This is a genomic window from Rhodococcus sp. 11-3 (assembly GCF_023704055.1).
In the GTDB taxonomy this organism is placed as follows: Bacteria; Actinomycetota; Actinomycetes; order Mycobacteriales; family Mycobacteriaceae; genus Rhodococcus; species Rhodococcus aetherivorans.
In genome coordinates this window covers 5,297,315-5,320,349 of sequence record NZ_CP080406.1, presented here as the reverse complement: position 1 = coordinate 5,320,349, position 23,035 = coordinate 5,297,315, and the positions used below count along the sequence as shown (strand labels likewise).

Genomic DNA, 23,035 nt, shown 5'->3' with positions numbered 1-23,035 from the left:
CGTACGCCCCCGACCCTCGCGATCAACCCCGCCGGCGTGCCGGCCTTGGACGAACCGGGCGCATCGAGAAGTGCGGTTGGCTCATGCCTGAATCTGCTAGGTTGATACCTAGCTGATCTAGGCATAGGAGTTCTATGTACCTCGACAAGGACCTGGTGGCGGCCTCGGCGACCCCGCTTGTGCTCGGAATCCTCGCCGACGGCGACTCCTACGGGTACGCCATCCTCAAACGAGTCAAGGATCTGTCCGGTGGACGGATCCAATGGACCGACGGAATGCTGTACCCGCTGCTGCATCGCCTGGAACGGTCCGGATACGTGTCGGCGTCGTGGGGAAGTTCCGACAGTGGGCGACGGCGCAAGCACTACGCGATCACCGACGCAGGCCGGAGCGTGCTTGCGGAACGGCGCAGTCAGTGGGACGTCGTGGCGGACGCGCTGGACCAGGTCTGGCGCTGCGCCGAGGTGCCCGCGACCCCCGCCGGAGGATGGTCGTGATGGACACCGATGCCGCGCTGGAGTCGCAGATCGGTCAGTGGCGCGGCTACGTCGAGCGTCGTCGCGCGATATCCGCCGCCGACGCCGACGAGATGGAAGACCACCTGCGTGACCAGATCTCGGATCTGTCCGCCGCCGGACTGGGGACCGACGAGGCCTTCCTGGTCGCGGTCAAACGCATGGGCAGCGTGGACGACATCTCCCGCGAGTTCGCGCGGGAGCATTCCGAGCGCCTGTGGAAGCAACTCGTGCTGATGCCCGCACCGGACGACGGTGCCACGCGGCCCACACGTGAGCTGTTCGTCGTGCTCGCGCTCGCCGTCGGCGCGGCGGTCGCCCTGAAGGCCGGACTGGCGACACTGGACGAGGGCGTCGTCGTGCGCAACGTCAGCCTGCTCGTGCTTCCGTTCCTCGCCGGGTACTTCGCCTGGAAGCGCCGCGTGACGCCCCGCGGCGCCGCGGCGCTGCTGGTGCCGTTCGCCCTGGTGGCGGTCGTGACGAACGCGTTTCCCTTCGTCCCGAACGGATCGACCGAGGTGATCGCCGCGATCCATGCCCCGATCGCGTTGTGGTTCGTCGTCGGCCTCGCCTACGTCGGAGGCGAGTGGCGGTCCGACCGGCGGTGGATGGACTTCGTCCGATTCACCGGCGAATGGGTCGTCTATCTCACCCTGCTCGCCCTCGGCGGCGGCGTCCTCGTGGGCCTGACGATCGGCGCGTTCGACGCGCTCGGCACGGATGCCGAGTGGGTCGTCGAGGAGTGGGTGCTGCCGTTCGGTGCGGCGGGCGCGGTCGTCGTCGCCGCCTGGCTCGTGGAGGCGAAGCAGAACGTGGTGGAGAACATCGCGCCCGTCCTCACCCGCGTGTTCACACCCCTCACAATCCTCATGTTGCTGGTGCTGCTCGCGGCGTTCGCGACCACCGGTAGCGTCGTCGACGTCGACCGAAACCTGTTGATCCTGATGGACCTCATCCTCGTCGTCGTCCTGGGGCTGCTGCTGTATGCGATCTCCGCCCGCGAACCTCACCTGCCGCCCGACCTGTTCGACCGTCTCCAGCTCGTCCTCGTCGTCCTCGCTCTCGCGGTCGACCTGCTCATGCTCACAGCCATGCTCACCCGGATCGCGGAGTTCGGCTTCACCCCCAACAAGGTGGCCGCTCTCGGGATGAACCTGGTCCTACTGGTCAATCTTGCCTGGTCGGCCCGGCTCGTCCTCGGGTTCGTCCGTGGCCGCCGCGGGTTCGGCTCCCTCGAACGCTGGCAGACCCGCTACCTGCCCGTCTTCGGCATCTGGGCGGCGCTGGTCGTCTGCCTCCTCCCGCCGATGTTCGACTTCGCGTGACCGTCGGTCACCGAACAACGGCAGTCGATCCGTCCATGCCTTTACAACCGGTCCGCAAGGCAGTAATTTGAACGATCGTTCGACCTAATCTGCTGCCTGCCGCCGATCGCCGGCCGAAAGGACCTCCGCATGAGCGCACCCGAGGACGTCGTACTCTCCCGCCGGGAAGGCCACGTCACGACGTGGACGATCAACCTGCCCGAGGCGCGCAATCCGATCTCCGGCGACGACGTCGTCGAGCGGCTGGTGCAGCTGGTGGAGGAGGCGAACGCGGACTACGAGACCCGCGTGGTGATCGTCACCGGCGCCGGCAGCGCGTTCTCGGCCGGCGGCAACGTCAAGGACATGGCCGACCGCGCCGGGATGTTCGGTGGTGCCCCGCATCAGCTGCGTGAGGGCTACCGTCGCGGAATCCAGCGGCTGCCCAAGGCGATCTACCACTGCGAGGTGCCGATCATCGCCGCCGTCAACGGACCCGCGGTCGGCGCCGGCTGCGACCTGGCCATGATGTGCGACATGCGGATCGCTTCGAGCACCGCATTCTTCGCCGAGAGCTTCGTCAAGCTCGGCATCATCCCCGGCGACGGCGGCGCGTGGCTGCTGCCCCGCGCCATCGGTGCGGCGCGGGCCGCGGAGATGGCCTTCACCGGCGACCGGGTCGATGCGGCGACCGCGCTGGACTGGGGCATGGTCTCCCGCGTCGTCGAACCCGAGCAGCTGCTGGTCACCGCGAACGAACTCGCCGCCCGCGTCGCGGTGAATCCGCCGCACGCGCTGCGCATGACCAAGAAGCTGATGCGCGAGGGGCAGCGCCAGGATCTCGACAGCATCCTCGAGCTCTCCGCCGCGTTCCAGGCCCTCTCGCACCACACCGCCGACCACGGTGAGGCACTCTCGGCGTTCCTCGAACGCCGCACCGGGAACTTCACCGGCAACTGACCGCCCCGGCCCCCGAGCCGCCGCACACAACGAAGGAGAGACGGCCGTGGAGCGGACGATCTTCACTCAGGAACACGACGAATTCCGTTCCATGCTGCGGGATTTCATCGACCGCGAGGTTCTGCCGCATCAGGCGGAGTGGGATGCGCTGGGCCGGCCGCCGCGCGAGTTCTTCCACCGTCTCGGTGAGCTCGGCGTCCTCGGTATCCAGGTGCCCGAGGAGTTCGGCGGCGGCGGCGAATCGAGCTTCAAGTACAACGCCATCGTGTTCGAGGAGGTGGCCCGGGCCGGCGTGTCGTTCGGTTCCTACACCGTGCACTCCTGCCTGATCCTGCCGTACCTGCTCGAGTACGGCAGCGACGAGCAGCGGAAGCGCTGGCTGCCGGACTTCGCGTCCGGCCGGATGATGACCGCCATCGCGATGACCGAGCCCGGCACCGGCTCGGACCTGGCCAACATCGCCACCACCGCCAAGCTGTCCGCCGACGGCTCGCACTACGTCGTCAACGGCGCGAAGACGTTCATCACCGGCGGCGTCACCGCCGACCTGGTCCTCACCGTCTGCCGGACGGCGCCGTTCGACCCGGAGGACCGCCGTGCCGGCCTGTCGATCCTCTGCGTGCCCACCGATGCCGAGGGGTTCTCCGTCGGTCGCAAGCTGGACAAGATCGGGCTGCACCAGCAGGACACCGCCGAGCTGTCGTACCAGGATGTGCGGGTTCCGGTGGAGAATCTCCTCGGCGAGGAGGGCAAGGCCTTCGGCTACCTCGCCCACAACCTGCCCCAGGAACGCCTGAGCATCGCGCTCAACCAGGTCGGCCAGGCCGCGGCCGCGATCGAGCATGCCGTCGCATACACCAAGGACCGCAAGGTGTTCGGCAAGCCGGTGGCCTCCTTCCAGAACACCAAGTTCGTTCTCGCGGAATGCTCCGCCGAGGTGCAGGCGGCGCGAGTCTTCGCCGACCACTGCCTCGAGCTGCTCGACCGGGGCGAGCTGTCGGTGGCGGACGCCGCCCGTGCCAAGCTGTACTGCACCGAGGTCGCCGGCCGCGTGATCGACAAGTGCCTGCAGTTGCACGGTGGCTACGGCTACATCACCGAATACCCGATCGCCCGCCTCTACGCCGACACCCGCGTCAGCCGGATCTACGGCGGCACCAGCGAAGTCATGAAGACGATCATCGCCAAGGACCTCGGCCTCTAGACGTCCCGGTGGGACCGGCAGAAGGAGCACGAATGTATCCAGGACGCTATGCCTCGATCACCCCGGACAAGCCGGCGGCGATCGAGGCGGCCACGGGGCGCGAGATCAGTTACCGCGAGCTCGAGGACCGTTCGGTGCAGTTCGCGCACTGGCTCCGCGCCCACGGCCTCGGCGCGGGCGACCACCTCGCCGTGCTGTCGGTCAACGACGTGACCGTCTTCGAACTGTACTGGGCTGCAGTGCGTTCCGGCATGTACGTGACGTTCGTGAACACGCATCTCGCCCCGCCCGAGGTCGCCTACATCGTGGACGATTGTGACGCCGCGGCTCTCGTGGTGTCCGCGCCGCTCGTGGACCTCGCGGTCGCCGTGGCCGGCGACACGCCGAAGGTGCGGCACCGCCTGGCGTTCGGCGGCGACGTTCCCGGCCACCTCGGATACGAGGCCGAGATCGCCGCGATGAGCACCACCGCGCCGGTCGACCAGCCCGGCGGGACGGACATGCTCTACTCGTCGGGCACGACCGGCCGGCCGAAGGGGATCAAGCCCGCGCTCAGCGGAGCGCAGGTCGGTGAGCAGGCGGCCTCCAACGCGGTCGGGCTGCTGCAGAGCTTCGGCTTCGACGACGACTGCGTGTACTACGCGCCCGCCCCGATCTACCATGCCGCGCCCCTGCGGTTCGGCGCCGCGGCGCAGGCACTCGGCGGCACGGCGATCGTCGCGGGCAGGTTCGACGCCGAGACCTGCCTCGCCGACCTCGAGCGCTACCGCGTGACCCACAGTCAGTGGGTGCCCACGCATTTCGTCCGGCTCCTGAAGCTGCCCGAGCAGGTCCGCGGCCGCTACGACCTGTCCGCGATGCGCGCCGCCATCCACTCCGCCGCGCCGTGCCCCGTCGAGGTCAAGCAGGCGATGATCGACTGGTGGGGCGAGGTGATCTACGAGTACTACTCGTCCACCGAATCCGTGGGCAGCACCATCGTCTCGCCGCAGGAATGGCTCCGGAAGCCCGGCACCGTCGGCCGCACCGGACACGGCCATGCCAGCCTCGCGCACATCTGTGCCGAGGACGGAACGGAGTTGCCGCACGGACAGATCGGGTTGATCTACTTCGAACGTCCCGGCTACAGCTTCGAGTATCACAACGACCCGGAGAAGACGGCCGAGTCCCGCAACCCGCTCCACCCCACCTGGGCGACGACCGGGGACATCGGATACCTGGACGAGGACGACTACCTCTTCCTCACCGACCGGGCGAAGTTCACCATCATCTCCGGCGGGGTGAACATCTATCCGCAGGAGATCGAGAACGCCCTCGCCTTGCACCCCAAGGTGTTCGACGTGGCAGTGATCGGTGTGCCGGATGCCGAGATGGGCGAATCGGTCAAGGCGGTCGTCCAGCCGGCGGCGGGCGTCGCCGGCGACGACGCGCTCGCTGCGGAGCTGATCGCCTACTGCCGCGACCGCATCGCCGGGTACAAGTGCCCGCGCAGCGTCGACTTCGTCGACGCGCTGCCCCGGACACCCACCGGCAAGCTCGTCAAGGGGGCGCTGCGCCCCGCGACCGCCGGAGGAAACGGATGAGTGTTCGACGGGGAACATACGCACGACAGGGCGACACCGTGGCGCCGTCGGAGCGGCAACGGGTGTTCATCGAGGCGGCGCGTCGCGAGTTCGTCCGCAACGGATACGGTGCGTCGTCGATCCGGACGATCGCCCAGGAGGCGGGCGTGAGCCTGTCGGCGCTGTACTACCACTACAAGAACAAGCAGGACCTGCTGCTGGCCATCCTCATCGACGGCGTGAACGCCTTCGACGCGATGTGCGACGAGGAGCTGTCACGCGTCGGTGACGACCCGGTGGAGCGGCTCCGGGCCCTGGTGGTCGCCCTGGTCCGGTTCCGGACCATCTGCCAGGAACAGAGCCTGATGATCGGCACCGAGGTTCGCAACCTGGAACCGGAGAACGCGGCCGTCTACGAGCAGCGGCGGCGTTCCGGAAACGAGTTGCTGGGCAGCATCATCGAGGATGGGATGCGATCCGGAGCGTTCACCACCCCCTACCCGGAGGACTGTCGCCGCTCGATCCTGGCGATGACGACCTCGATCGCGAACTGGTACGACCCGGACGGTCCGGACACCCCCGCCGACATCGCGGCCCGGTACGGCGATCTGGCCCTGCTGTTGCTGCAGCCGCGACCCTGACCCCCTCACGGAAGAAGACGACCATGCGTACATCACTGGTACCGTCCGCCGGTGCCCCCGACCCGAGTCTCGCAGCGTTGCGGGCCGAGGTGCGCGCCTTCCTGCGCGAGCAGATCGAGGCCGGCGTGTTCACCCCGGGCGTGGACACCTGGCTCGCCCGCTGGAACACCGACTTCACCAAGGCCCTGGCCGCCCGCGGCTGGGTCGGCATGACCATCCCCACCGAGTACGGCGGGCACGGCCGCACCTTCATGGAGCGTTTCGTCGTCACCGAGGAACTCCTCGCGGTCGGCGCGCCGGTCGCCGCCCAGTGGGTGGCGGACCGGCAGGCCGCGCCCTCGCTGCTCAAGTACGGCACCGAGGAGCAGAAGCGACGGTTCCTTCCCGGCATCGCTCGCGGCGAGATCTGCTGGGCCATCGGCATGAGCGAGCCCGAGTCCGGATCGGACCTGGCGAGCGTGAAGACCAAGGCCGTGCAGGTCGACGGCGGCTGGCGCATCACCGGCACCAAGCTGTGGACCTCCGGCGCCCACCACGCCGACGCCTTCTTCGGGCTGGCCCGCTCCGCCCCGCTCGACCCGGCGCACCGGCACGCCGGGCTGAGCCAGTTCATCGTCCTGCTCGACTCGCCCGGCGTGGAGATCCGGCCCGTGCTGTCGATGTCCGGTGAGCACCACTTCAACGAGGTCGTCCTCGACGACGTGTTCGTGCCCGACAACCTCGTGCTCGGCACGATCGGCGACGGCTGGGCGCAGGTCACCTCCGAACTCGGCTACGAGCGCAGCGGCCCGGAACGCTTCATGTCCACCTTCGGTGTGCTCGCCGGCGCGGTGGACGAGGCAGCCGCCGGCCGCCTGCCGGCCGACCCCCGCATCGGCGCGTTCGTCGGCCGGATCTTCGGCCTGCACCACATGTCGCGCGGGGTGTCCGAGGCGCTGCAGCGGCATGAGAACGCGGAGGTCGCCGCCTCGGTGGTCAAGGTGCTCGGCACGCAGGCCGAGGGCGACATCGCCGACCTCGCCGACGAGCTGGCCGGCGAGAGCGACACCGCTGGTGACGAGTTCGCCGAGCTGGTGCGGTCGGGTGTCATGCAGCGTCCCGGATTCACCCTCCGAGGCGGCACGAGTGAGATTCTGCGCGGGGTCATCGCGCGGGGATTGGGGATGCGCTGATGAGCAACGCGACGAACGGCACGTCGACCGATAACGATGTGGAGATGCGCGAATTCGCGCAGATGCTCGAACAGGTCTTCGGAGAGCGCCGCGGCGACGATCACCGCCTCACCGGGCCGCTGCGCCTCGACCGCGAATTGTGGTCCACTCTGGTCGAACTCGGTCTCGCCCGGCTCACCGGTCCGGAGGCGGACGGGGGCAGCGAGGCGGGCTGGGCCGAGGCCGCATATCTGCTCGGCGCCGCGGGCGCCGGTGCCGCGGCGGTGCCGGTGGCCGAGAACGACCTCCTCGCGGGCTGGCTGCTGCAGCTGTCCGGCTGCAAGCGCGCGGTGACCGATCCGGCGGCGGCACGCACCGCCGCCGTGCTGGCCGCCGACGGCTCGGCCCGGCACGTGCCGTGGGCCCGCGACGTCGACGCCGTGGTCGTGCTGTGGGAGGCGGACGGCACGTGGCGGGTCGCCGACGTCGCCCGCGCCGACGTCGAGGTCACCGAGGCGGTCGACGTCGCGTCCGAGCCGCGCGACCACATCCGTGTCGACGTCGCCGCGCTGTCCGGCGCCGAAGTTCCGGCGGGCACCGCGGAGGAGTTCCTGCGCCGGGGGGCGCTCGCCCGGGCTCTCGCGATGAGCGGCGCGATGGAGCGGGTGCTCGACCTGGTCGTCGAGCACACCACCACGCGTGTGCAGTTCGGCCGTGCCCTGGGCAGGTTCCAGGCCGTGCAGCACCTGGTATCGGACATCGCCGCCGAGGGCGCGCTCGCGCGTGCCGCCGCGCAGGCAGCCGTGACGATCGCCGAGGATTCCGGATTCGGCAGTGACGAAGCGGGATTCGCGATCGCTGCCGCGAAGTCCTGCGCGGGGCACGCCGCGTCGGTGGTCGTGCGCAACGCCCACCAGAGCCTCGGCGCGATCGGCTTCACCATGGAGCACGAGCTGCACCGGCACGCGAACCGGCTGCTGTCGTGGCGCAGGGAGTTCGGCTCCGTGCGGTTCTGGGACGAGGTGCTCACCGCGGCGGCCGTCGACGCCGGGTCCCGGGGGCTGTGGCCGTTGATCGCGGACGGCCGACCGGAATAGGGCATCCGCCGCGGCCCGCTGGACAGGTACCACCGGCCCGGTATGAACTGTGGGGTGACGGCGCGTGTTCCGGCGGTGCCGGACCGACGAGGAGAGGTGCGAGTGCAGGACGAGCAACAGCGCGTGCCCGGACCGGTGAATCTGCGAGATCTCGGCGGACTGCCGCTGACCGACGGCGGTCGCACCGCGCCCGGCGTGCTGTATCGGGGCGACGCCTGCTACACCGGTGACGTGGTGCGCGGCATCCTCTCCGACCGGCCGCCCACGACGGTGGTGGACCTGCGATCCGACGCCGAACGCGGGCACCGCGCCTTCACCTGGCCGGACGGCACGCACGTGCATCGCCTGTCGCTGCACGCGGACGCCGCGCCGGCCGGGCGCACCGGCCTCGGCCTCGCCGAACTCTACGGCCGGGTGTTCGACGTGGCCGCGCCGCTGTTCGCCGGGCTCGTGCCGGTCGTCGCGCGGGCCGCGGGCCCGGTCCTCGTGCACTGCACCGCCGGCAAGGACCGCACCGGTCTCGCGGTCGCCGTCCTGCTGCTCGCCGCAGGCGTGGAACCGCAGGCCGTCGTCGACGACTACGCGGCCACCGACACGAACATGCCCCTGCTCCTCCGTCGCTGGGAGGCCGTCGGGCTGCGCGTGGGCGGCTCGTTCCCGGGCGGCGACCGGGCGGTGCCGTCCGACCTGTTCCGCGCCCCGGCCGAGGCGATCTCCCCGATCGTCGAACGCCTCGTCGCGCATCCCGGAGGGCCGGGGGCGTGGCTGATCGACCACGGGGCGGGGGAGGACGACGTGCGGCGGTGGCGCGCACGTGCCCGAGGAGAAGACGTGGCTGCAACGGTATACGGAGACAGGAAGGCACCGACGCGATGAGCGAGAACAGCGAGCCGAAAGCCGGGGGATCGGCGGGACTGCCGCTGGAAGGCATCACCGTCGTCAGCCTCGAGCAGGCGGTCGCCGCCCCCATCGCGACCCGCCATCTCGCCGATCTCGGCGCCCGCGTCATCAAGGTCGAACGCATCGGGGAGGGCGACTTCGCCCGCAACTACGACGCCGCCGTGCACGGGCTGGCATCGCATTTCGTGTGGCTCAACCGCGGCAAGGAGTCGATCTGCGTCGACCTCAAGGCCACCGAGGGCGTCGCCGCGGTGCGCCGGCTCGTCGGCGAGGCCGACGTGGTGATCCAGAACTTCGCGCCCGGCGCGGCGGCGCGGCTCGGGCTCGGCGCCGACGAGCTGCGGCGCGAGCGGCCCGAGCTGATCGTGGTGAACATGACCGGTTACGGCACCGAAGGCCCGCTGCGCGAGCGCAAGGCCTACGACATGCTGGTCCAGGCCGAGACCGGGCTGTGCTCGATCACCGGCACCCCGGAGACCGCCACCAAGACCGGCATCCCGACCTCCGACATCGCGGCCGGCATGTACGCGCTCACCTCGATCCAGGCGGCGCTGTTCCGGCGCGAACGCACCGGCGCGGGGGCGACGATCGACGTGTCGATGTTCGACGCGACCGTCGAGTGGCTCGGCCACCCGATGTACCTGCAGATGTACCAGGACACGCAGGTGCAGCGGATGGGGCTGAGCCACGCGTCGATCGCGCCCTACGACGCGTACCCGACCGTCGACGGAAAGATCCTCATCGGCGTGCAGAACGACCGGGGCTGGCGGGCGCTGGTCACCGAGGTGTTCGGCCGCCCGGATCTCGCCGGGCACCCGAAGTTCGCGACGAACATCCTGCGGGTGCAACACCGCGCCGAGACCGACGCGGTCGTCGCCGAGAACACACGCCGCTTCGAGACCGCCGAACTGGACAAACGTCTCGCCGCGGCCGGTGTTCCGGCCGCCCGCCTGAACGACATGAAGCACCTGATCGAGCATCCCCAGCTCGCCGAGCGCGACCGCTGGCGGGAGGTCGGCACCGAGGCCGGCGCGGTGCGGGCGGTGCTGCCGCCCATGACCTTCTCCGATGTCGAGATGCGCATGGGTGCGGTACCGGCGCTGGGACAGCACACCGACGCAGTGCTCGCCGAACTCGGCCTCACCGACGAGCAGGTCGCCGGGCTGCGTGCCGCCGGCATCGTGCAGTAGCCGGTAGCCGACCGGCGCAGTACCCGAACCCGAAGGAGCCCGACGTGCCCCAGCTGCTGCAGCTCGATTCGTCCGCGAACCGGCAGACGTCCGTCACGCGCGAACTGACCCGCCTGTTCGCCGACACGTGGCGCCGCCGCGGACCCGGCTACACCGTGGTCGAGCGGGACCTGCACCGAGACCCGGTCCCGCATCTCGCGGACGCGGAACTGCACTATGCGCCCCGGCTGCGGGTTTCCGGCGTCGCCGTCGATCCTGCGGCCGAGGCGGTGCAGACCGAGCTGATCGCCGAGGTCGCCGCCGCCGACGTCGTCGTGATCGGCGCCCCGATGTACAACTGGTCGCTGCCGTCGACGCTGAAGGCGTGGATCGACCACGTCCACGTGCTCGGCACCACCGTGCCGTTCGACACGCCGGACCAGCCGTTCGCGGGCACGCCCGTCGTGGTGATCTCGAGCCGTGGGCTGGCCTACGGGCCCGGCGATCCGGACGAGGGCCTCGACCACACCGTGCCGCCGCTGCAGCAGGTGCTCGGCACGTCACTGGGCATGGACGTCACGGTCGTGACCGCCGAATACACTCTCGCGTCCCGTATTCCGGCGCTGGCGCCGATGACCGAGCGCTCCACGGCGAGCCTGGACGCGGCGCGCGAGCGGGTGCAACGGCTCGCGCACGACCTCGGCGCCTGACCGGCGCGCCCGTCCGCCCGTTTGGTTCTCAGGCGAATTCGGCGTCGGCTCCGCGCTCGTCAAGGTAGTCCGCGCCAGGGACACCGAGTTCCCCTGGTAGCCGGTCAAGCTCCACATCGAGGCGGCCGGGGCGAGCAGCTCGGCCTGCTGCACCGAGCCCGCGGGTGCGCGGGCAGTCAGGTCGTCGAAGACCTGTGCGACCTGCGGGAGACGGCCCGGGCCCTTCCGCTGTTCGCATCTGCCCCGGGAGATGCGCCGGTTCTGGTGGGCCGATCGGGCTCCCACCACGATCCCTTCGTTCGGCCCTGCCGCGCCGCGCTCGAGCAGACGCTGTCGATGTGATGCGTCCACATCGCGGGTCGCTCGTCAGAAGAGTCAAGTTCCCCACCCAGGGGAGCGCGTCTCGGAAGGACCCTCAGATGATGACCAGCCGTGTCCACATCGCGCTCGACGTCGACGACACCAACGCATCGCCCCTCCCTGCTGGGGTGCCCCACCGTCCTGGCCGGCGACATCGCGGCGCGCCGGCGGTGCACGTGCCCGGCACCGGTTCGGAGGCGTGAGATGAACACCCCTGCAGTAGTTGTGGAAGATCTCCATGTCGCCTACGACAAGACGTGGGCGCTCGACGGCCTCGACCTCGAGGTGGGGGCGGGCACGACGCTCGGCGTGCTCGGCCACAACGGCGCCGGTAAGACGACCTTGATTCGCGTGCTCACCACGCTGGTGCGGCCGACCGTCGGCCGGGCGCTGGTCGAGGGCCTCGACGTCGTCACCGATGCGATGGACGTCCGCCGCCGGATCGGGGTCACCGGCCAGTACGCCGGCCTCGACGAGTTCCTCACTACCCGAGAGAATGTGGAACTGATCGGCCGCCTCGCCGGCCTGCGTGGTCGGGCACGGGCTCGGGCCGACACCCTGATCGACCGGCTCGGATTGCACGACCTCGCGTCGCGGCGGGTCGGTGAGCTCTCCGGCGGTTCACGACGTCGGGTCGACCTGGCCGCCAGCCTGGTCGGATCTCCGTCGGTACTGTTCCTCGACGAGCCGACCACCGGCCTGGATCCCATCGCCCGCAGCGCGCTGTGGGACGTCGTCGACGAACTCACCACCAACGGCACCACCGTCGTGCTCACGACCCAGTACCTCGAAGAGGCCGACCGGCTTGCCGACCACATTGTCGTGCTCAGCCAGGGGCGGGTCGCCGCCCGCGGCACTCCCGCCGAGCTGAAGCGGATTGTCGGCGGCAAGGTGGTGACCGCCACGATCCCCACGCACCAGCTCGGCGGCCTGCCGTTCCGCCCCGACGCCGAAAATCCCGTCGAGGACGGCCGGGTCCGTGTCGCACTCACCGTGGGCGACGCGATGACCGCTGCCGAACTCGTCGCCCAGCTCACCCGGGACCGCGTCGACATCGGCGACCTCGATGTCACCTCGCCCAGCCTCGACGACGTCTTCACCCACCTCGCCCACAACGGAGCCACCCGATGAACGCCATGCTCACCACCGGACCCGGGCGCTCACCCGCCGCGGACCAGCTCGCCGCTCTCGTGGTCCGCAATCTGCGCACGAGTGCCCGCGTCCCGCAGTTGCTGATGTTCTCGCTGACCATGCCGATGGCGATGTTGGTCCTGTTCAGTCAGGTGTTCCGCAGTGTGGCGGCCGGACCCGGCTTCCCTCCCGGGGTCAGCTACATCGACTTCCTCACCCCCGCCATGCTGGCAGTCTCCACCGTGATGGCCGGCACCAACGCGGGGGTGTCCGCGGCGATCGATCACACCAACGGCCTGCACGATCGCTTCGCCGCGCTACCCATGCGGGGGCCGCTGCCCGGTGTGGCGCGCACGCTCAACGAAGCCGCATTCACGCTCGCCCGGGCCGCGCTCCTCGGTGTCGCCGCCGTCGTACTCGGATTCGAGTTCCATGGCACCGTCGTCGACGCCCTGGCCGGGATCGTCGTTCTCGCCGTGCTGGCCGCGGCGATGAGTGCCCTGTTCGGGCTCATCGGTGACCGACTCCGCCGTCCCGACGTGGTGCAGTTCGCCGGGATGATGGTGATGATGCCGCTGATGTTCGTCTCGAGCGCCTTCGCCCCGATCGAGACCATGCCCGGTTGGATGCAGGCCGCCGCGACGCTCAACCCGGTCGCGCACGCCACCGATGCCCTGCGCGGCCACGAGCTCGGCACCGCCACGTTCGGCGACACGGCCACTGCCGTCGTCGCCGCGGTCGCGCTGGGGGCGGTGGTGACGCTCCTGCCCGGCATCGCGCGCCGGGTGCGCGCATTGGTCGCGCGTTGAGGCAGCCCACCTGGGCGGTGCGCCGCGCTGGAGACGAAGATCGCGACCCACCGGGACGACCTCGTCGTGCAGCGCGGACGCACTCCTCGACTAGCGAACAGGTATTCATGACGGTGGTGCGGGCGTGACCCGCGAACGGGTGCAGCAGCCCGGGCAGGGCCTCGTCCGACCGGGCCCGGGCTCAGCGGCGATACCGGATCTCGCCGCGGATCACGATGCAGCGCACTGCTTCCGCGGTCGGCTCCGCAAGCGCATCGGTGAGCGGGTGGTCGAGCAGCACCAGATCCGCCGGCGCGCCCACCCGCACCCTGCGCGGCTCGGCGCCGGGGTCGTCGAGGGGGGACAGGTAGCGGTCGAGGGCGGCGGCGGCGGTGATCCGCTCCTGTGGACCGACGACGTCGCCGGTGGGGGCGCGACGGTTCGTCGCGGCCGCGATCACCGCCCACGGGTCGAGCGGCCCGTACGGGGCGTCGCTCGACAAGGCGACGGGCACGCCGCCGTCGAGCAGGGACCGGCAGCGGTACAGGTCCGGCAGATCCCGGGTATCGACCCGCTCGAGGTAGTCGTCGCCGCGGTGCGCGAGGAAGCCGGGCTGGGTCACCACGCACACCCGGCGACGACGCAGCTCGCCGATCGACTCGGCCGGGACCAGCGCCCCGTGCTCGATCCGGTCTCCGGGACGGGTGCCGGCCTCCTCGAACACCGCGAGCAGCAACAGCAGCGCCTCGCGGCTGACGCAGTGCACCGCCACCGGCCGGCCGCGGGCGTGGGCGCGACGGACGGTGCCGGCCAGGGCCTCGAAGTCGGGCAGTCCCGAGTCGGCGAGAACGATCTTGTACGGGCCGGTCGTCACGGTCGCCGGTCGATCCTCGGGTTCGTCGCCGAGGGGCACCCCCAGCAGGTGCACTCGCTGCGGCAGCGCGCCGGAGACGTGTGCGTCGATCAGCGCGGCCAGCGAGCCCGGCGCCAGATCGGGGGTGGCGTCGGTGATCCCGGTGATCCCGAGGCGGGTCAGGTCCGCGCCCACGGCATCGAGCGGGGGCGGCCCGGTGGCGGGCAGCCGCTCGCGCAGCCAGGCGTCCGCCCGCCACACCCGCCCGGTGGGGCGACCGGCGTCGTCGCGCTCCACCCCGGGATGGTCGGCCGAGTCCAGTCCGGCCAGGATCGTCGCCGCCGAGTTGAGCACCCACATCGCGCCGCTGCGGTGCTGCACCCGCACCGGCCGCCGCGCGTGCAGCCGGTCCAGCGCCGCGGCGTCGAGCAGGCCCGCGACCGTCTCGACGTAGCCGACGCCGCGGACCCAGCCGTCGCCGGGCGCGGCGTCCAGCGCCCGGGCCAGGTCGCCGGGTGTGCGCACGTGCGGGGGCCCGCACCGGACCGAGGTGGCGTCCGCGGCGATCGCGTGCAGGTGCAGGTGGTGATCGTGCAGTCCCGGCAGCAGCGCCCCACCGCGGCCGTCGATCACCTCGCCCTCGGTTTCGAGGCCGACCCCGATCGCCGTGATCCGGCCGTCGCGGACCGCGACGTCGCACCGGCCGGCCGGCAGCGCGACGTCGCGCAGCAGCAGGCCGGTCACCGCGCCGACCCCAGTTCGGCGAGCACCGCGGCGGTGTCGCGACCCGGTTCGGCGAGGTCGCCGCGCGGGGCGCGTGGTTGCGGCGTCTCGATCTGCGCGGTGCCCGTCGCGGTGTCGACGTACCACTCGTGGCCTCGCCGGTATGCCTGCGCCGCAGCGGTTTCGGCTCCGTCCAGGGTGGCGGCCACCGTCGCCGACATCGAGATGTCCCACAACACCCCGTCACCGTCGCCGGGTGTGGACATCGCCAGCGCCGCCGCGGTCAGACCCGTGAGTGGATCGGCGATCGCGTCGCCGACGAACATCGGCCCGTCGCCGTCGCGGGCGACCAGTCCCGCGGCCGCGGCGATGTCGTCGCCGAAACCGATCCGGTTCGAGGCGCGTCCGTGCGCGGTGATCGAGATCCAGGTCCCGCCGGTGGCGACGAATTCGTCTGCGTGCAGGCCGAATCCGGCCAGCGCGCGCGGGCGGGACGCCTCGATCACGATGTCGGCGGCCGCGACGAGCGCGGCGAGGGCTGCGCGTTCGTGGGGGAGGGCGGGATCGAGGGTCACGGCCTCGTGGCCGCCGTGCAGCAGGCGATAGAAGTCGGGATTGCCGCGGCGGGCGCCGTCCGGCCGGGACGGTGTCTCCACCTTGATCACCCGCGCCCCCGCCAGGCCCAGCACGTGCGCGCACAGCGGTCCCGCCCACAGCGCACTGAAGTCGACGACGAGCAACCCGTCGACGGGGCGCGGCGCCGGCGGTCGCAGGGGGGCAGGAGCGTGCGCAGGGGTGACGGGTCCGGCCGCGACGCCGAGCAGGTCGGCGCGCTCGGCCAGGTCGGCGCCGGTGTGCTCGCGCAGCCAGGCCTCGACCGCGGGCCACGGGTCGTCCCCGACGTCGGCGCCGACGAGGGCGCCGAGCAGCAGGGGATCGTCGGGTCGGGCGCAGGAGACGGCGGCCCAGCCGTCGGCCGTCGGCAGCAGCCGGCACGAACCGCCGGCCGACGTCGCGCCGCCGCGGCGATGCCCGGTGAAGGCGGCGCGCTCGGCGAGCATGCGCGCCCCGTCGAGCTGCACCGCTCCGCCGGTGACGTCGGCGATCCAGGCGGTGCGTTCCCGCGCGACGGTCGCCGCGCGACCGGGGGGAATCAGGGGTGGCCCGTCGGGACGGCCGGTGAGAGAAGCGATTCCGCTCTCGGCCCAGTCCCGCACCACATCCGGGCGCGCGGAGGTCGACACGCTGCCGATGCTACAGTCCGCGAAACGACCTCAGGACGGCGGACATGGGCACAGGCGTACGAACCCTCACGGTGGCGGACCTCGCGGGCGGCGCCGCGGACACACCGGTTCTCGGCGACGGCGCCGCCCTGTGCGAACCCGTGCTGATCGTCGACCTCGACGACGCCGACGCATCGATGGTCGAGGCCGTGGCCGCCCGGGTGCCGGCACTGGATCGGTTGCTCGTCGGGCGCTGCACTGGCGCCGTCCCGGCCGCCCTGGCGCCGCTGACCGCCGCGCTGGACCTCACGTACGTCGCGGGGCCCGATCCGGCGGACCGGGCGGTGGTCGGCACCGAGGACGTCGACGCGGCGCTCGCCGAGTTCGTCCGGGCGATGGGGCGGTATCCGCAGTCGGCCCTCGTCGCCGGGCAGGTGCTGCGGATCACCGAGGCGCTGCCGGTGCCCGAGGCGATCGACGTCGAATCGCTCGCCTACTCCACCCTGCAGGGCGGCGCCGAGTTCGGTGGCTGGCTCGACGAGCGTCGCAGGCTCGGGCGGCCGCTGCCGCCGCCGCCCGTCGCGGATCCGGTGCTGATCCACCGCGACGGCGACACCCTGCACCTCACCCTCAACCGGCCCGAACGCCGCAACGCCTACGGCACCGCGCTGCGCGACGCCCTGGTCGAGGCGCTGCGCCTGCCGCTGCTCGACGACACCGTCGCGTGGGTGGTGCTCGACGGCGCCGGGCCGTCGTTCTGCGCCGGCGGTGACCTCGACGAGTTCGGCCACACCCCGGACACCGCGACCGCGCACCTGATCCGCACCCGCGGCGGCGCCGGACGGCTGATCGCCGCGCTCGCGGACCGCACCGAGGTGCGCGTGCACGGGCACTGCGTCGGCGCCGGCATCGAGGTCCCGGCGTTCGCACACCGGATCGTCGCCGCCCCCGACACGCTCTTCCGGCTGCCGGAGGTGACGATGGGCCTGATCCCCGGCGCGGGCGGCACCGTGAGCGTGCCCCGCCGCATCGGCCGCTGGCGCGCGCTGCACCTGTTCGTCACCGGCGTCGCGCTCGAGGCACCGCGGGCGCTCGAGTGGGGGCTGATCGACGAGATCGCCGTCCGCGGGGAGTGAGCGAAGGGGAGTGAGCGAATGTATCGCCCACTCGATCAGATCGAGTGGGCGATACATTCGCTCGGCCCCGAGCGCATGCGAGGGAGGTCAGCCGGCCGCCGACGTACCCGCCCCACGAGTCGCAGAACCGTCCGGCAGCCAGCGGACATACCGCAGTCCGCGGCGTTCCCTTTCGGTCAGTCCGCCCCAGATCCCGTGCTGTTCCTTGTTCTTCACGGCATCGTCGCGGCACGGGATGCGGACCGGGCAGGCCGCGCAGATGTCCCGGGCCGCTCGTTCCCGGCGTTGCCGCTCGCCCCAGGTCTCGTCCTCGGGGGCGTAGAAGGTGTCCGGTCCGATGAACCGGCAGCGGGCGTGCAGACGCCAGTGGTGCCCGTCGTGTGGGTCCGGGACTTCGGTGGGGCTCGGGGCGAAGGCGGGGAGTGTCATGTCGGTTCCGGGGTCAGGCCATGAGGGCGGTGAAGCGCCAGTCCAGCACGGGTGCCGGCGCGTCGGTGCCGCGGTGGGCGTGGACGATCGAGCGCAGTTCGAGGACGCCCCCGCCGCCGTCGAGCGGCTGGGCGGAGTCGATGTGCAGGTCGCTGGTGAGGGTGTCGCCCTCGTGGACCGGGCCGGTGTGGTCGCACGAGTGCCAGCCGAGGACGGTGACGAGGTTGGGCAGCGCGCGGGTGGCCTGGGCCAGGGCGAGGCCGATGGTGTGGCCCCCGTACACCAGTCGTCCTGCGGCGCCGACGCGTTCGTCGTGGTGGGTGGCGGCGATGTTGAGGGTCAGGCGCGCGAGTTCGGGTGCGCTGGAGACGACGTCGCCGCTGGACCGCAGCACTGCACCGGCGAGCGACGGATCGAAATGCGGTCCCGGAACGCGGGTCCGGTAGGCGGCGAGGTCCCAGTCGGCGGGGGCGGACCACCGCGGCGGTTCCTGCGGGCCGATCGCGGACAGGTCGTCGGCGGGCACGACGCGCGCGGGATCGGGGGTTTCGCTCAGCGGCAGCATCGCGCACCGGTAGAAGTCGAGGACGGTCTGCCCGTTCTGGTCGACGGTGTTCATGCGCAGCGCCGCCAGCCCGGTGGGCTTGCGGCCGGGCTTGGCCGAATTCTCCTTCAGGCCCACCACTTCGGTGGTGGTGTAGAGGGTGTCGCCGATATGGGGGAAGCGGTGGAAGCGCAGGCCGCGGTAGAACAGATTGGCCTTGACGTGGTGGGTGACCAGGGTGGACTGGCCGATCGCCAGGTCGGTGACGAGGCCGGCGTGCGCGACGGGCCCACCGGCGACGGCCGCCGACAGGTGCGCATCGAGGGGCAGGCGCAGCCGGTCGCCGAGGATCGCCTGGTGGGCGGCGGCGAGGCCGTCGGTGATCGTGACGGCCGGGGCGGTGTCGAAGACCTGGCCGACGGTGAGCTCGTCGAAGTAGGGTCCGCCGACCTCGGTGGCGGTGCGTGCGGTGGTCATCTCACTTGTCTCCGATCAGGGCGAGGGTGCGGCGGGCGGCGACGGCGACCGCCTCGTCGAGCATCTGTCCGTCGAGCTGGGCGGCTCCGGCGCCGCGGGCTTCGGCCTCGGCCAGGGCGGCCAGCACCCGTCGGGCCTGCTCGGCCTGCGCGTCGTCGGGGGTGAAGGCCGCTGCGGCCGAGTCGATCTGGGCCGGGTGGATGACCCACTTGCCGTCGAAGCCGAGGTCGGCGGTCCAGCGGGCGGCGCGACGGAAGTCTTCGTCGTCGGTGATGGACAGGAACGGTCCGTCGATCGCCTGCACGCCCGCGGCGCGGGCGGCGTGCAGGAGGCGGTCCTGCACGTACAGCCAGTGCTCGGGGGCGGCGGTGCGGGCGCGGCCGAGCGCGGCGCCGAGGTCGGCGTAGCCGAGGATCACCGCGGCCAGCCGGGGGCCGGTGACGATCTCGTCGAGGCGGGTCACCCCGGCCGGGGTCTCGATCAGTGCCTGCACCACGAGGTCGGCATCGCCCGCCTCGGTGAGGATCCGGTCGGTCTCGGCGAGGTCGGCCGGGCCCTCCACCTTGGGCACCACGATCGACGACAGGGCCGGTCCGAGGGCGGCGCAGGCGCGCAGGTCGTCGGCGAACCACGGCGTGCCGGGACCGTTGACGCGGACCGCGATCGCGCGGCCGGTGCCGCGGGTGGACACCAGATCGGCGACGAGGTCGCGGGCGGTGTCCTTGAGGGCGGTGGCGACGGCGTCCTCGAGGTCGAGGACCACCTCGTCGGCCGAGGAGGCCAGCGCCTTGCCGGCCTTGCGTTCGTCGGAGCCGGGGGCGACGAGCACGGCTCGCCGGCGGCGGGGCTGCGCAGGATTCACGGATCAACCTCTGCTGTGGGGCGGTCGGGAACGGGATAAATGTACGGCCATTGTCCGGTCCGGCGCTACCCGGCGCCGACTCATAAGCGAGGACTGGGGCGACGCATAGGCCGTTCAGGGGGTGTCTCGCGCCCAGAGGTATTGACATCGCGAGGGCGTGAGGCCAAAAATGGCCGTACAAATGACGGGTGGGATCGCAGGTCCCGTGTCGATTCGAGGATTTTCCGTGAGCTACCTGAGCGACGAAGAGACCTTCCTGGTCAAGACGGTGCGCGAGTTCATCGACCGGGAGGTCAAGCCGTCGGTGCAGGAGGTCGAGCACGCAAACGAGTACCCCGAGAAGTGGATCGAGCAGATGAAGCAGATCGGGATCTACGGGCTGGCGGTGCCGGAGGAGTACGGCGGGATGCCGGTGTCGATGCCGTGCTACGCGCAGGTCACCGAGGAACTCGCCCGCGGCTGGATGTCGCTGGCCGGCGCGATGGGCGGGCACACCGTCGTCGCCAAGCTGCTGTCGCTGTTCGGCACCGAGGAGCAGAAGCGCACGTACCTGCCCCGCCTGGCCACCGGCGAGGTGCGGGCGACGATGGCGCTGACCGAGCCCGGCGGCGGCTCGGACCTGCAGGCGATGACCACCACCGCCCGCCGGGACGGCGACGACCTGGTCATCAACGGCGCCAAGACGTGGATCACCAACGCCCGCCGCGCCGGGCTGATCGCGCTGCTGTGCAAGACCGACCCGGCCGCCACCCCGCGGCACAAGGGCATCTCCATCGTCCTGGTCGAGCACGGGCCCGGCCTGACCGTCTCGCGGGATCTGCCCAAGCTCGGCTACAAGGGCGTCGAGAGCTGTGAGCTGAGCTTCGACGGCTACCGTGCCCCGGCGACGGCGATCCTCGGCGGCGAGCCCGGCCGGGGCTTCGCGCAGATGATGAAGGGTCTCGAGACCGGCCGCATCCAGGTCGCGTGCCGCGCCCTCGGTGTCGCAGCGGCCGCGCTCGAGGACTCCCTCGCCTACGCGCAGCAGCGCGAGACCTTCGGGCAGCCGATCTGGAAGCACCAGTCGATCGGCAACTACCTGGCGGAGATGGCCACCAAGCTCACCGCGGCGCGGCAGCTGACCCGCTACGCGGCGGAGAAGTTCGACAGCGGCGAGCGGTGCGACATGGAGGCCGGCATGGCCAAGCTGTACTGCTCGGAGATCGCGATGGAGATCGCGCTGAACGCGGTGCGCATCCACGGCGGCTACGGCTACTCCACCGAGTACGACGTCGAACGCTACTTCCGCGACGCCCCGCTGATGATCGTCGGCGAGGGCACCAACGAGATCCAGAAGGGCGTCATCGCGTCCCAACTGGTGGCCCGCGGCGGCCTGTGACCAGCCGTCACTAGGATTCATGGTCGTCATGGGCGAACGCGACACGGAACCGGCGTACGCGCAGCTGTCGCGACGGCTGCGCGAGGCCGTCGACGCCGGTGAGTACCGCGGCGGCGTCCGCCTGCCCACCGAGGCCGAACTCGCGCAGCGTTACGGGCTGAGCCGGCAGACGGTGCGGCGCGCGTTCCAGGACCTCGTCGCCGACGGCGTCGTCTACCGGGTGCCCGGCCGCGGCACGTTCGCCAACGAGGACGGGCGGCGCTACCGGCGCCAGCTCGGCTCCATCGAGGACCTGCTCGACCTCGCCGCCGACACCACGATGGAGATCGTCGCGCCGCTGCGCCGCGGCGTGCACATCGAGGCCGCGAGCCGGCTGCGCCTGGACACCGATCTGGTGCACGCGGTGGTGCTGCGCCGCGTGCACGACGGGATCCCGTTCGCGCTGACCACCGTGTACCTGCCCGATCACGTGGCCGCGCACGTGCAGGGCGCCCCGGAGCTCGCGGCCGGGGCGTCGAGCCGGAACACGGTGATGGGCCTGCTCGAGCCGTACCTCGAGCACCCCATCGTCGAGGCGGCCCAGACGATCACCGTCGCGCGGGCCACGGAAGAGGTTGCGCGCGAGCTGAACTGCGGGCCCGGACATCCGCTGCTGCGGGTGGACCGGCTGTACTCGAACGATGCGGGCGAACCGACCGAGCTGTCCGTCAGCTACTTCCTGCCCGAGCACTACACGTATCGCGTCACCCTCCGCCGCGCCGGGCACCGGCCACTGCGGCCCTGACACAGGAGAAATGGAACATGCGGACCTTCAACGGAATCGACGAGATCGAGGCGGCCGTCGGCGAGGACCTCGGCCACAGCGACTGGCTCGAGATCACCCAGGAACGGGTGAATCAGTTCGCCGATGCCACGGGCGACCATCAGTGGATCCACGTCGACCCCGAGCGGGCGAAGTCCGGCCCCTTCGGCCGGACCATCGCCCACGGCTACCTCACCCTCTCGCTGCTGCCCGTCCTCGGATCGCAGATCTTCGCCATCGAGGGCCTGAAGATGAAGATCAACTACGGCGCCAACAAGGTTCGCTTCCCGTCGCCCGTCCCGGTGGGTTCGAAGGTGCGGGCGACCGCGAAGTTCGCGTCCCTCGAGCGCACCGCCAAGGGCGCGAACCTCACCGTCACCTACACCGTCGAGGCCGAAGGCGCCGAGAAGCCGGCGCTGGTCGCGGAGACCATCGTCGTGCTCGTCGCGTAGCGGTCCACCAGCCTGCGGACGGACGCGGGTACAGGCACGTCGTCCGCGACCCACGGCGCGGCGACCGGCCGGCCCGCGACCGTCCGCAACGGGACCACGCCCGCCCAGGAGCCGTCGCTCATGTCGGGCGCGGACGGCGGTGCGTCGCGGATCTTGACCGTCCACTGCCCCGGCCGGATGGGCAGCGCCAGGGTGGCCGTGGCCGCCAGTTCCTTCCTGGTGTGTGCCCGGGTTTCGGCGCTGCGCCCCGGTATCAGGCCGTCCGACAGGACGTCCAGTGCGCCGGCGGACTCCTCTGCGGACAGGACGGTGACTTCGCCTCGGACCACGGCGGATCGGAAGTTCGCGGACGAGTGGAACAGGTCCTGCGCCACGACGACGCCGTCGAGGATCGACACGCACACGGCCACCGGCGCCCCGGACGTCGCCAGGCGCAGCGCGCCCGCTCCGGTGGAGCCGTGCAGGAGGAGCCGGTCGCCGTCGCGCGCGTAGAGCATCGGTACGACCCACGGCAGGCCGTCGACGACGGTGGTGAACGTGCACGTGACCGCCGCGTCCAGTACCGCGTCGAGGTCGGCCCGCCGGGTCCGGGCCCGTTCGGGATAGCGCCTGATGTTGTCCATGCAGGCGAGCCTCGTCGATATGCGGACCGATGAACAGATCC

The 23,035-nt window shown here is 71.4% G+C and carries 23 protein-coding genes; 17 read left to right on the top strand and 6 right to left on the bottom strand.

The window, feature by feature from the left end; all coding sequences use genetic code 11:
- Positions 1–134: 134 nt before the first annotated feature.
- From KZJ41_RS24485 to KZJ41_RS24425, 13 genes are all read left to right on the top strand, one after another.
- Positions 135–497 carry a PadR family transcriptional regulator gene (locus KZJ41_RS24485; RefSeq protein ID WP_006947362.1) on the top strand — a complete coding sequence of 121 codons (363 nt, stop codon included), beginning with the start codon at positions 135–137 and terminating at the stop codon, positions 495–497.
- The gene (locus KZJ41_RS24480) at positions 497–1,840 is read left to right on the top strand and encodes a permease prefix domain 1-containing protein (protein WP_102799473.1); all 1,344 of its coding nucleotides are present in this window, start codon (positions 497–499) and stop codon (positions 1,838–1,840) included. Before KZJ41_RS24485 ends, KZJ41_RS24480 begins: the two co-directional genes overlap by 1 nt.
- Positions 1,841–1,969: 129 nt before the next feature.
- Complete coding sequence (locus KZJ41_RS24475) at positions 1,970–2,779, top strand: crotonase/enoyl-CoA hydratase family protein (RefSeq protein WP_102799474.1); 810 nt, start codon at positions 1,970–1,972, stop codon at positions 2,777–2,779.
- A gap of 46 nt (positions 2,780–2,825) precedes the next feature.
- Positions 2,826–3,983, top strand: coding sequence for an acyl-CoA dehydrogenase family protein (locus KZJ41_RS24470; RefSeq protein WP_029546232.1), 1,158 nt, complete (start codon positions 2,826–2,828; stop codon positions 3,981–3,983).
- 32 nt (positions 3,984–4,015) lie between these two features.
- A complete protein-coding gene (locus KZJ41_RS24465; RefSeq protein ID WP_029546230.1) occupies positions 4,016–5,566 on the top strand; it encodes an acyl-CoA synthetase in 1,551 nt (516 codons plus the stop codon).
- Positions 5,563–6,186, top strand: coding sequence for a TetR/AcrR family transcriptional regulator (locus tag KZJ41_RS24460; protein ID WP_006947368.1), 624 nt, complete (start codon positions 5,563–5,565; stop codon positions 6,184–6,186). Before KZJ41_RS24465 ends, KZJ41_RS24460 begins: the two co-directional genes overlap by 4 nt.
- Positions 6,187–6,209: 23 nt before the next feature.
- The gene (locus KZJ41_RS24455) at positions 6,210–7,358 is read left to right on the top strand and encodes an acyl-CoA dehydrogenase family protein (protein WP_102799475.1); all 1,149 of its coding nucleotides are present in this window, start codon (positions 6,210–6,212) and stop codon (positions 7,356–7,358) included.
- Positions 7,358–8,434 carry an acyl-CoA dehydrogenase family protein gene (locus KZJ41_RS24450; RefSeq protein WP_251549770.1) on the top strand — a complete coding sequence of 359 codons (1,077 nt, stop codon included), beginning with the start codon at positions 7,358–7,360 and terminating at the stop codon, positions 8,432–8,434. Before KZJ41_RS24455 ends, KZJ41_RS24450 begins: the two co-directional genes overlap by 1 nt.
- A 96-nt stretch (positions 8,435–8,530) precedes the next feature.
- Positions 8,531–9,310: a tyrosine-protein phosphatase gene (locus KZJ41_RS24445; RefSeq protein WP_044476590.1), complete on the top strand. Its 780-nt coding sequence runs from the start codon at positions 8,531–8,533 to the stop codon at positions 9,308–9,310.
- Positions 9,307–10,524 (top strand): CaiB/BaiF CoA-transferase family protein, encoded by a 1,218-nt coding sequence (locus KZJ41_RS24440; RefSeq protein WP_006947372.1) that lies wholly within the window; start codon positions 9,307–9,309, stop codon positions 10,522–10,524. Before KZJ41_RS24445 ends, KZJ41_RS24440 begins: the two co-directional genes overlap by 4 nt.
- A 44-nt stretch (positions 10,525–10,568) precedes the next feature.
- Positions 10,569–11,213: an FMN-dependent NADH-azoreductase gene (locus KZJ41_RS24435; RefSeq protein ID WP_102799476.1), complete on the top strand. Its 645-nt coding sequence runs from the start codon at positions 10,569–10,571 to the stop codon at positions 11,211–11,213.
- A 564-nt stretch (positions 11,214–11,777) separates the two neighbouring features.
- A complete protein-coding gene (locus KZJ41_RS24430) occupies positions 11,778–12,704 on the top strand; it encodes an ATP-binding cassette domain-containing protein (protein WP_102799477.1) in 927 nt (308 codons plus the stop codon).
- On the top strand, positions 12,701–13,513 hold the full coding sequence (locus KZJ41_RS24425) for an ABC transporter permease (RefSeq protein ID WP_102799478.1): 813 nt from the start codon (positions 12,701–12,703) through the stop codon (positions 13,511–13,513). Before KZJ41_RS24430 ends, KZJ41_RS24425 begins: the two co-directional genes overlap by 4 nt.
- A gap of 181 nt (positions 13,514–13,694) precedes the next feature.
- Here the strand turns inward: KZJ41_RS24425 and KZJ41_RS24420 are convergent, their stop codons facing one another.
- Together KZJ41_RS24420 and KZJ41_RS24415 are read right to left on the bottom strand one after the other, a co-directional pair.
- Complete coding sequence (locus KZJ41_RS24420) at positions 13,695–15,089, bottom strand: amidohydrolase family protein (protein ID WP_251549768.1); 1,395 nt, start codon at positions 15,087–15,089, stop codon at positions 13,695–13,697.
- Positions 15,086–16,312 carry a CoA transferase gene (locus KZJ41_RS24415; RefSeq protein WP_102799479.1) on the bottom strand — a complete coding sequence of 409 codons (1,227 nt, stop codon included), beginning with the start codon at positions 16,310–16,312 and terminating at the stop codon, positions 15,086–15,088. The genes KZJ41_RS24420 and KZJ41_RS24415 overlap by 4 nt, the downstream gene beginning before the upstream one ends.
- 44 nt (positions 16,313–16,356) lie before the next feature.
- Between KZJ41_RS24415 and KZJ41_RS24410 the strand changes: the two genes are divergently transcribed.
- The gene (locus tag KZJ41_RS24410; RefSeq protein WP_029546208.1) at positions 16,357–17,427 is read left to right on the top strand and encodes an enoyl-CoA hydratase/isomerase family protein; all 1,071 of its coding nucleotides are present in this window, start codon (positions 16,357–16,359) and stop codon (positions 17,425–17,427) included.
- 87 nt (positions 17,428–17,514) lie between these two features.
- Here KZJ41_RS24410 and KZJ41_RS24405 read toward each other — a convergent pair whose 3' ends face one another.
- From KZJ41_RS24405 to KZJ41_RS24395, 3 genes are read right to left on the bottom strand one after another with little or no spacing between them, the layout of a single operon-like run.
- On the bottom strand, positions 17,515–17,856 hold the full coding sequence (locus KZJ41_RS24405) for a WhiB family transcriptional regulator (RefSeq protein WP_043802729.1): 342 nt from the start codon (positions 17,854–17,856) through the stop codon (positions 17,515–17,517).
- 13 nt (positions 17,857–17,869) lie between these two features.
- Complete coding sequence (locus tag KZJ41_RS24400) at positions 17,870–18,877, bottom strand: MaoC family dehydratase (protein ID WP_006941437.1); 1,008 nt, start codon at positions 18,875–18,877, stop codon at positions 17,870–17,872.
- 1 nt (position 18,878) lies between these two features.
- Entirely contained in the window at positions 18,879–19,706 is an 828-nt protein-coding gene (locus KZJ41_RS24395) for a CoA ester lyase (protein WP_037201171.1), read from the bottom strand.
- 259 nt (positions 19,707–19,965) lie between these two features.
- Between KZJ41_RS24395 and KZJ41_RS24390 the strand changes: the two genes are divergently transcribed.
- From KZJ41_RS24390 to KZJ41_RS24380, 3 genes are read left to right on the top strand one after another with little or no spacing between them, the layout of a single operon-like run.
- Positions 19,966–21,117 (top strand): acyl-CoA dehydrogenase family protein, encoded by a 1,152-nt coding sequence (locus KZJ41_RS24390; protein ID WP_102799480.1) that lies wholly within the window; start codon positions 19,966–19,968, stop codon positions 21,115–21,117.
- 19 nt (positions 21,118–21,136) lie between these two features.
- A complete protein-coding gene (locus KZJ41_RS24385; RefSeq protein WP_029546198.1) occupies positions 21,137–21,901 on the top strand; it encodes a GntR family transcriptional regulator in 765 nt (254 codons plus the stop codon).
- A gap of 17 nt (positions 21,902–21,918) precedes the next feature.
- A complete protein-coding gene (locus KZJ41_RS24380; RefSeq protein WP_006941443.1) occupies positions 21,919–22,371 on the top strand; it encodes a MaoC family dehydratase in 453 nt (150 codons plus the stop codon).
- On the opposite strand, the gene KZJ41_RS24375 is transcribed toward KZJ41_RS24380, so the two are convergent.
- Positions 22,299–22,994 (bottom strand): pyridoxamine 5'-phosphate oxidase family protein, encoded by a 696-nt coding sequence (locus KZJ41_RS24375; RefSeq protein ID WP_102799481.1) that lies wholly within the window; start codon positions 22,992–22,994, stop codon positions 22,299–22,301. The two genes, KZJ41_RS24380 and KZJ41_RS24375, sit on opposite strands and share 73 nt — an antisense overlap.
- Positions 22,995–23,035: the final 41 nt, after the last annotated feature.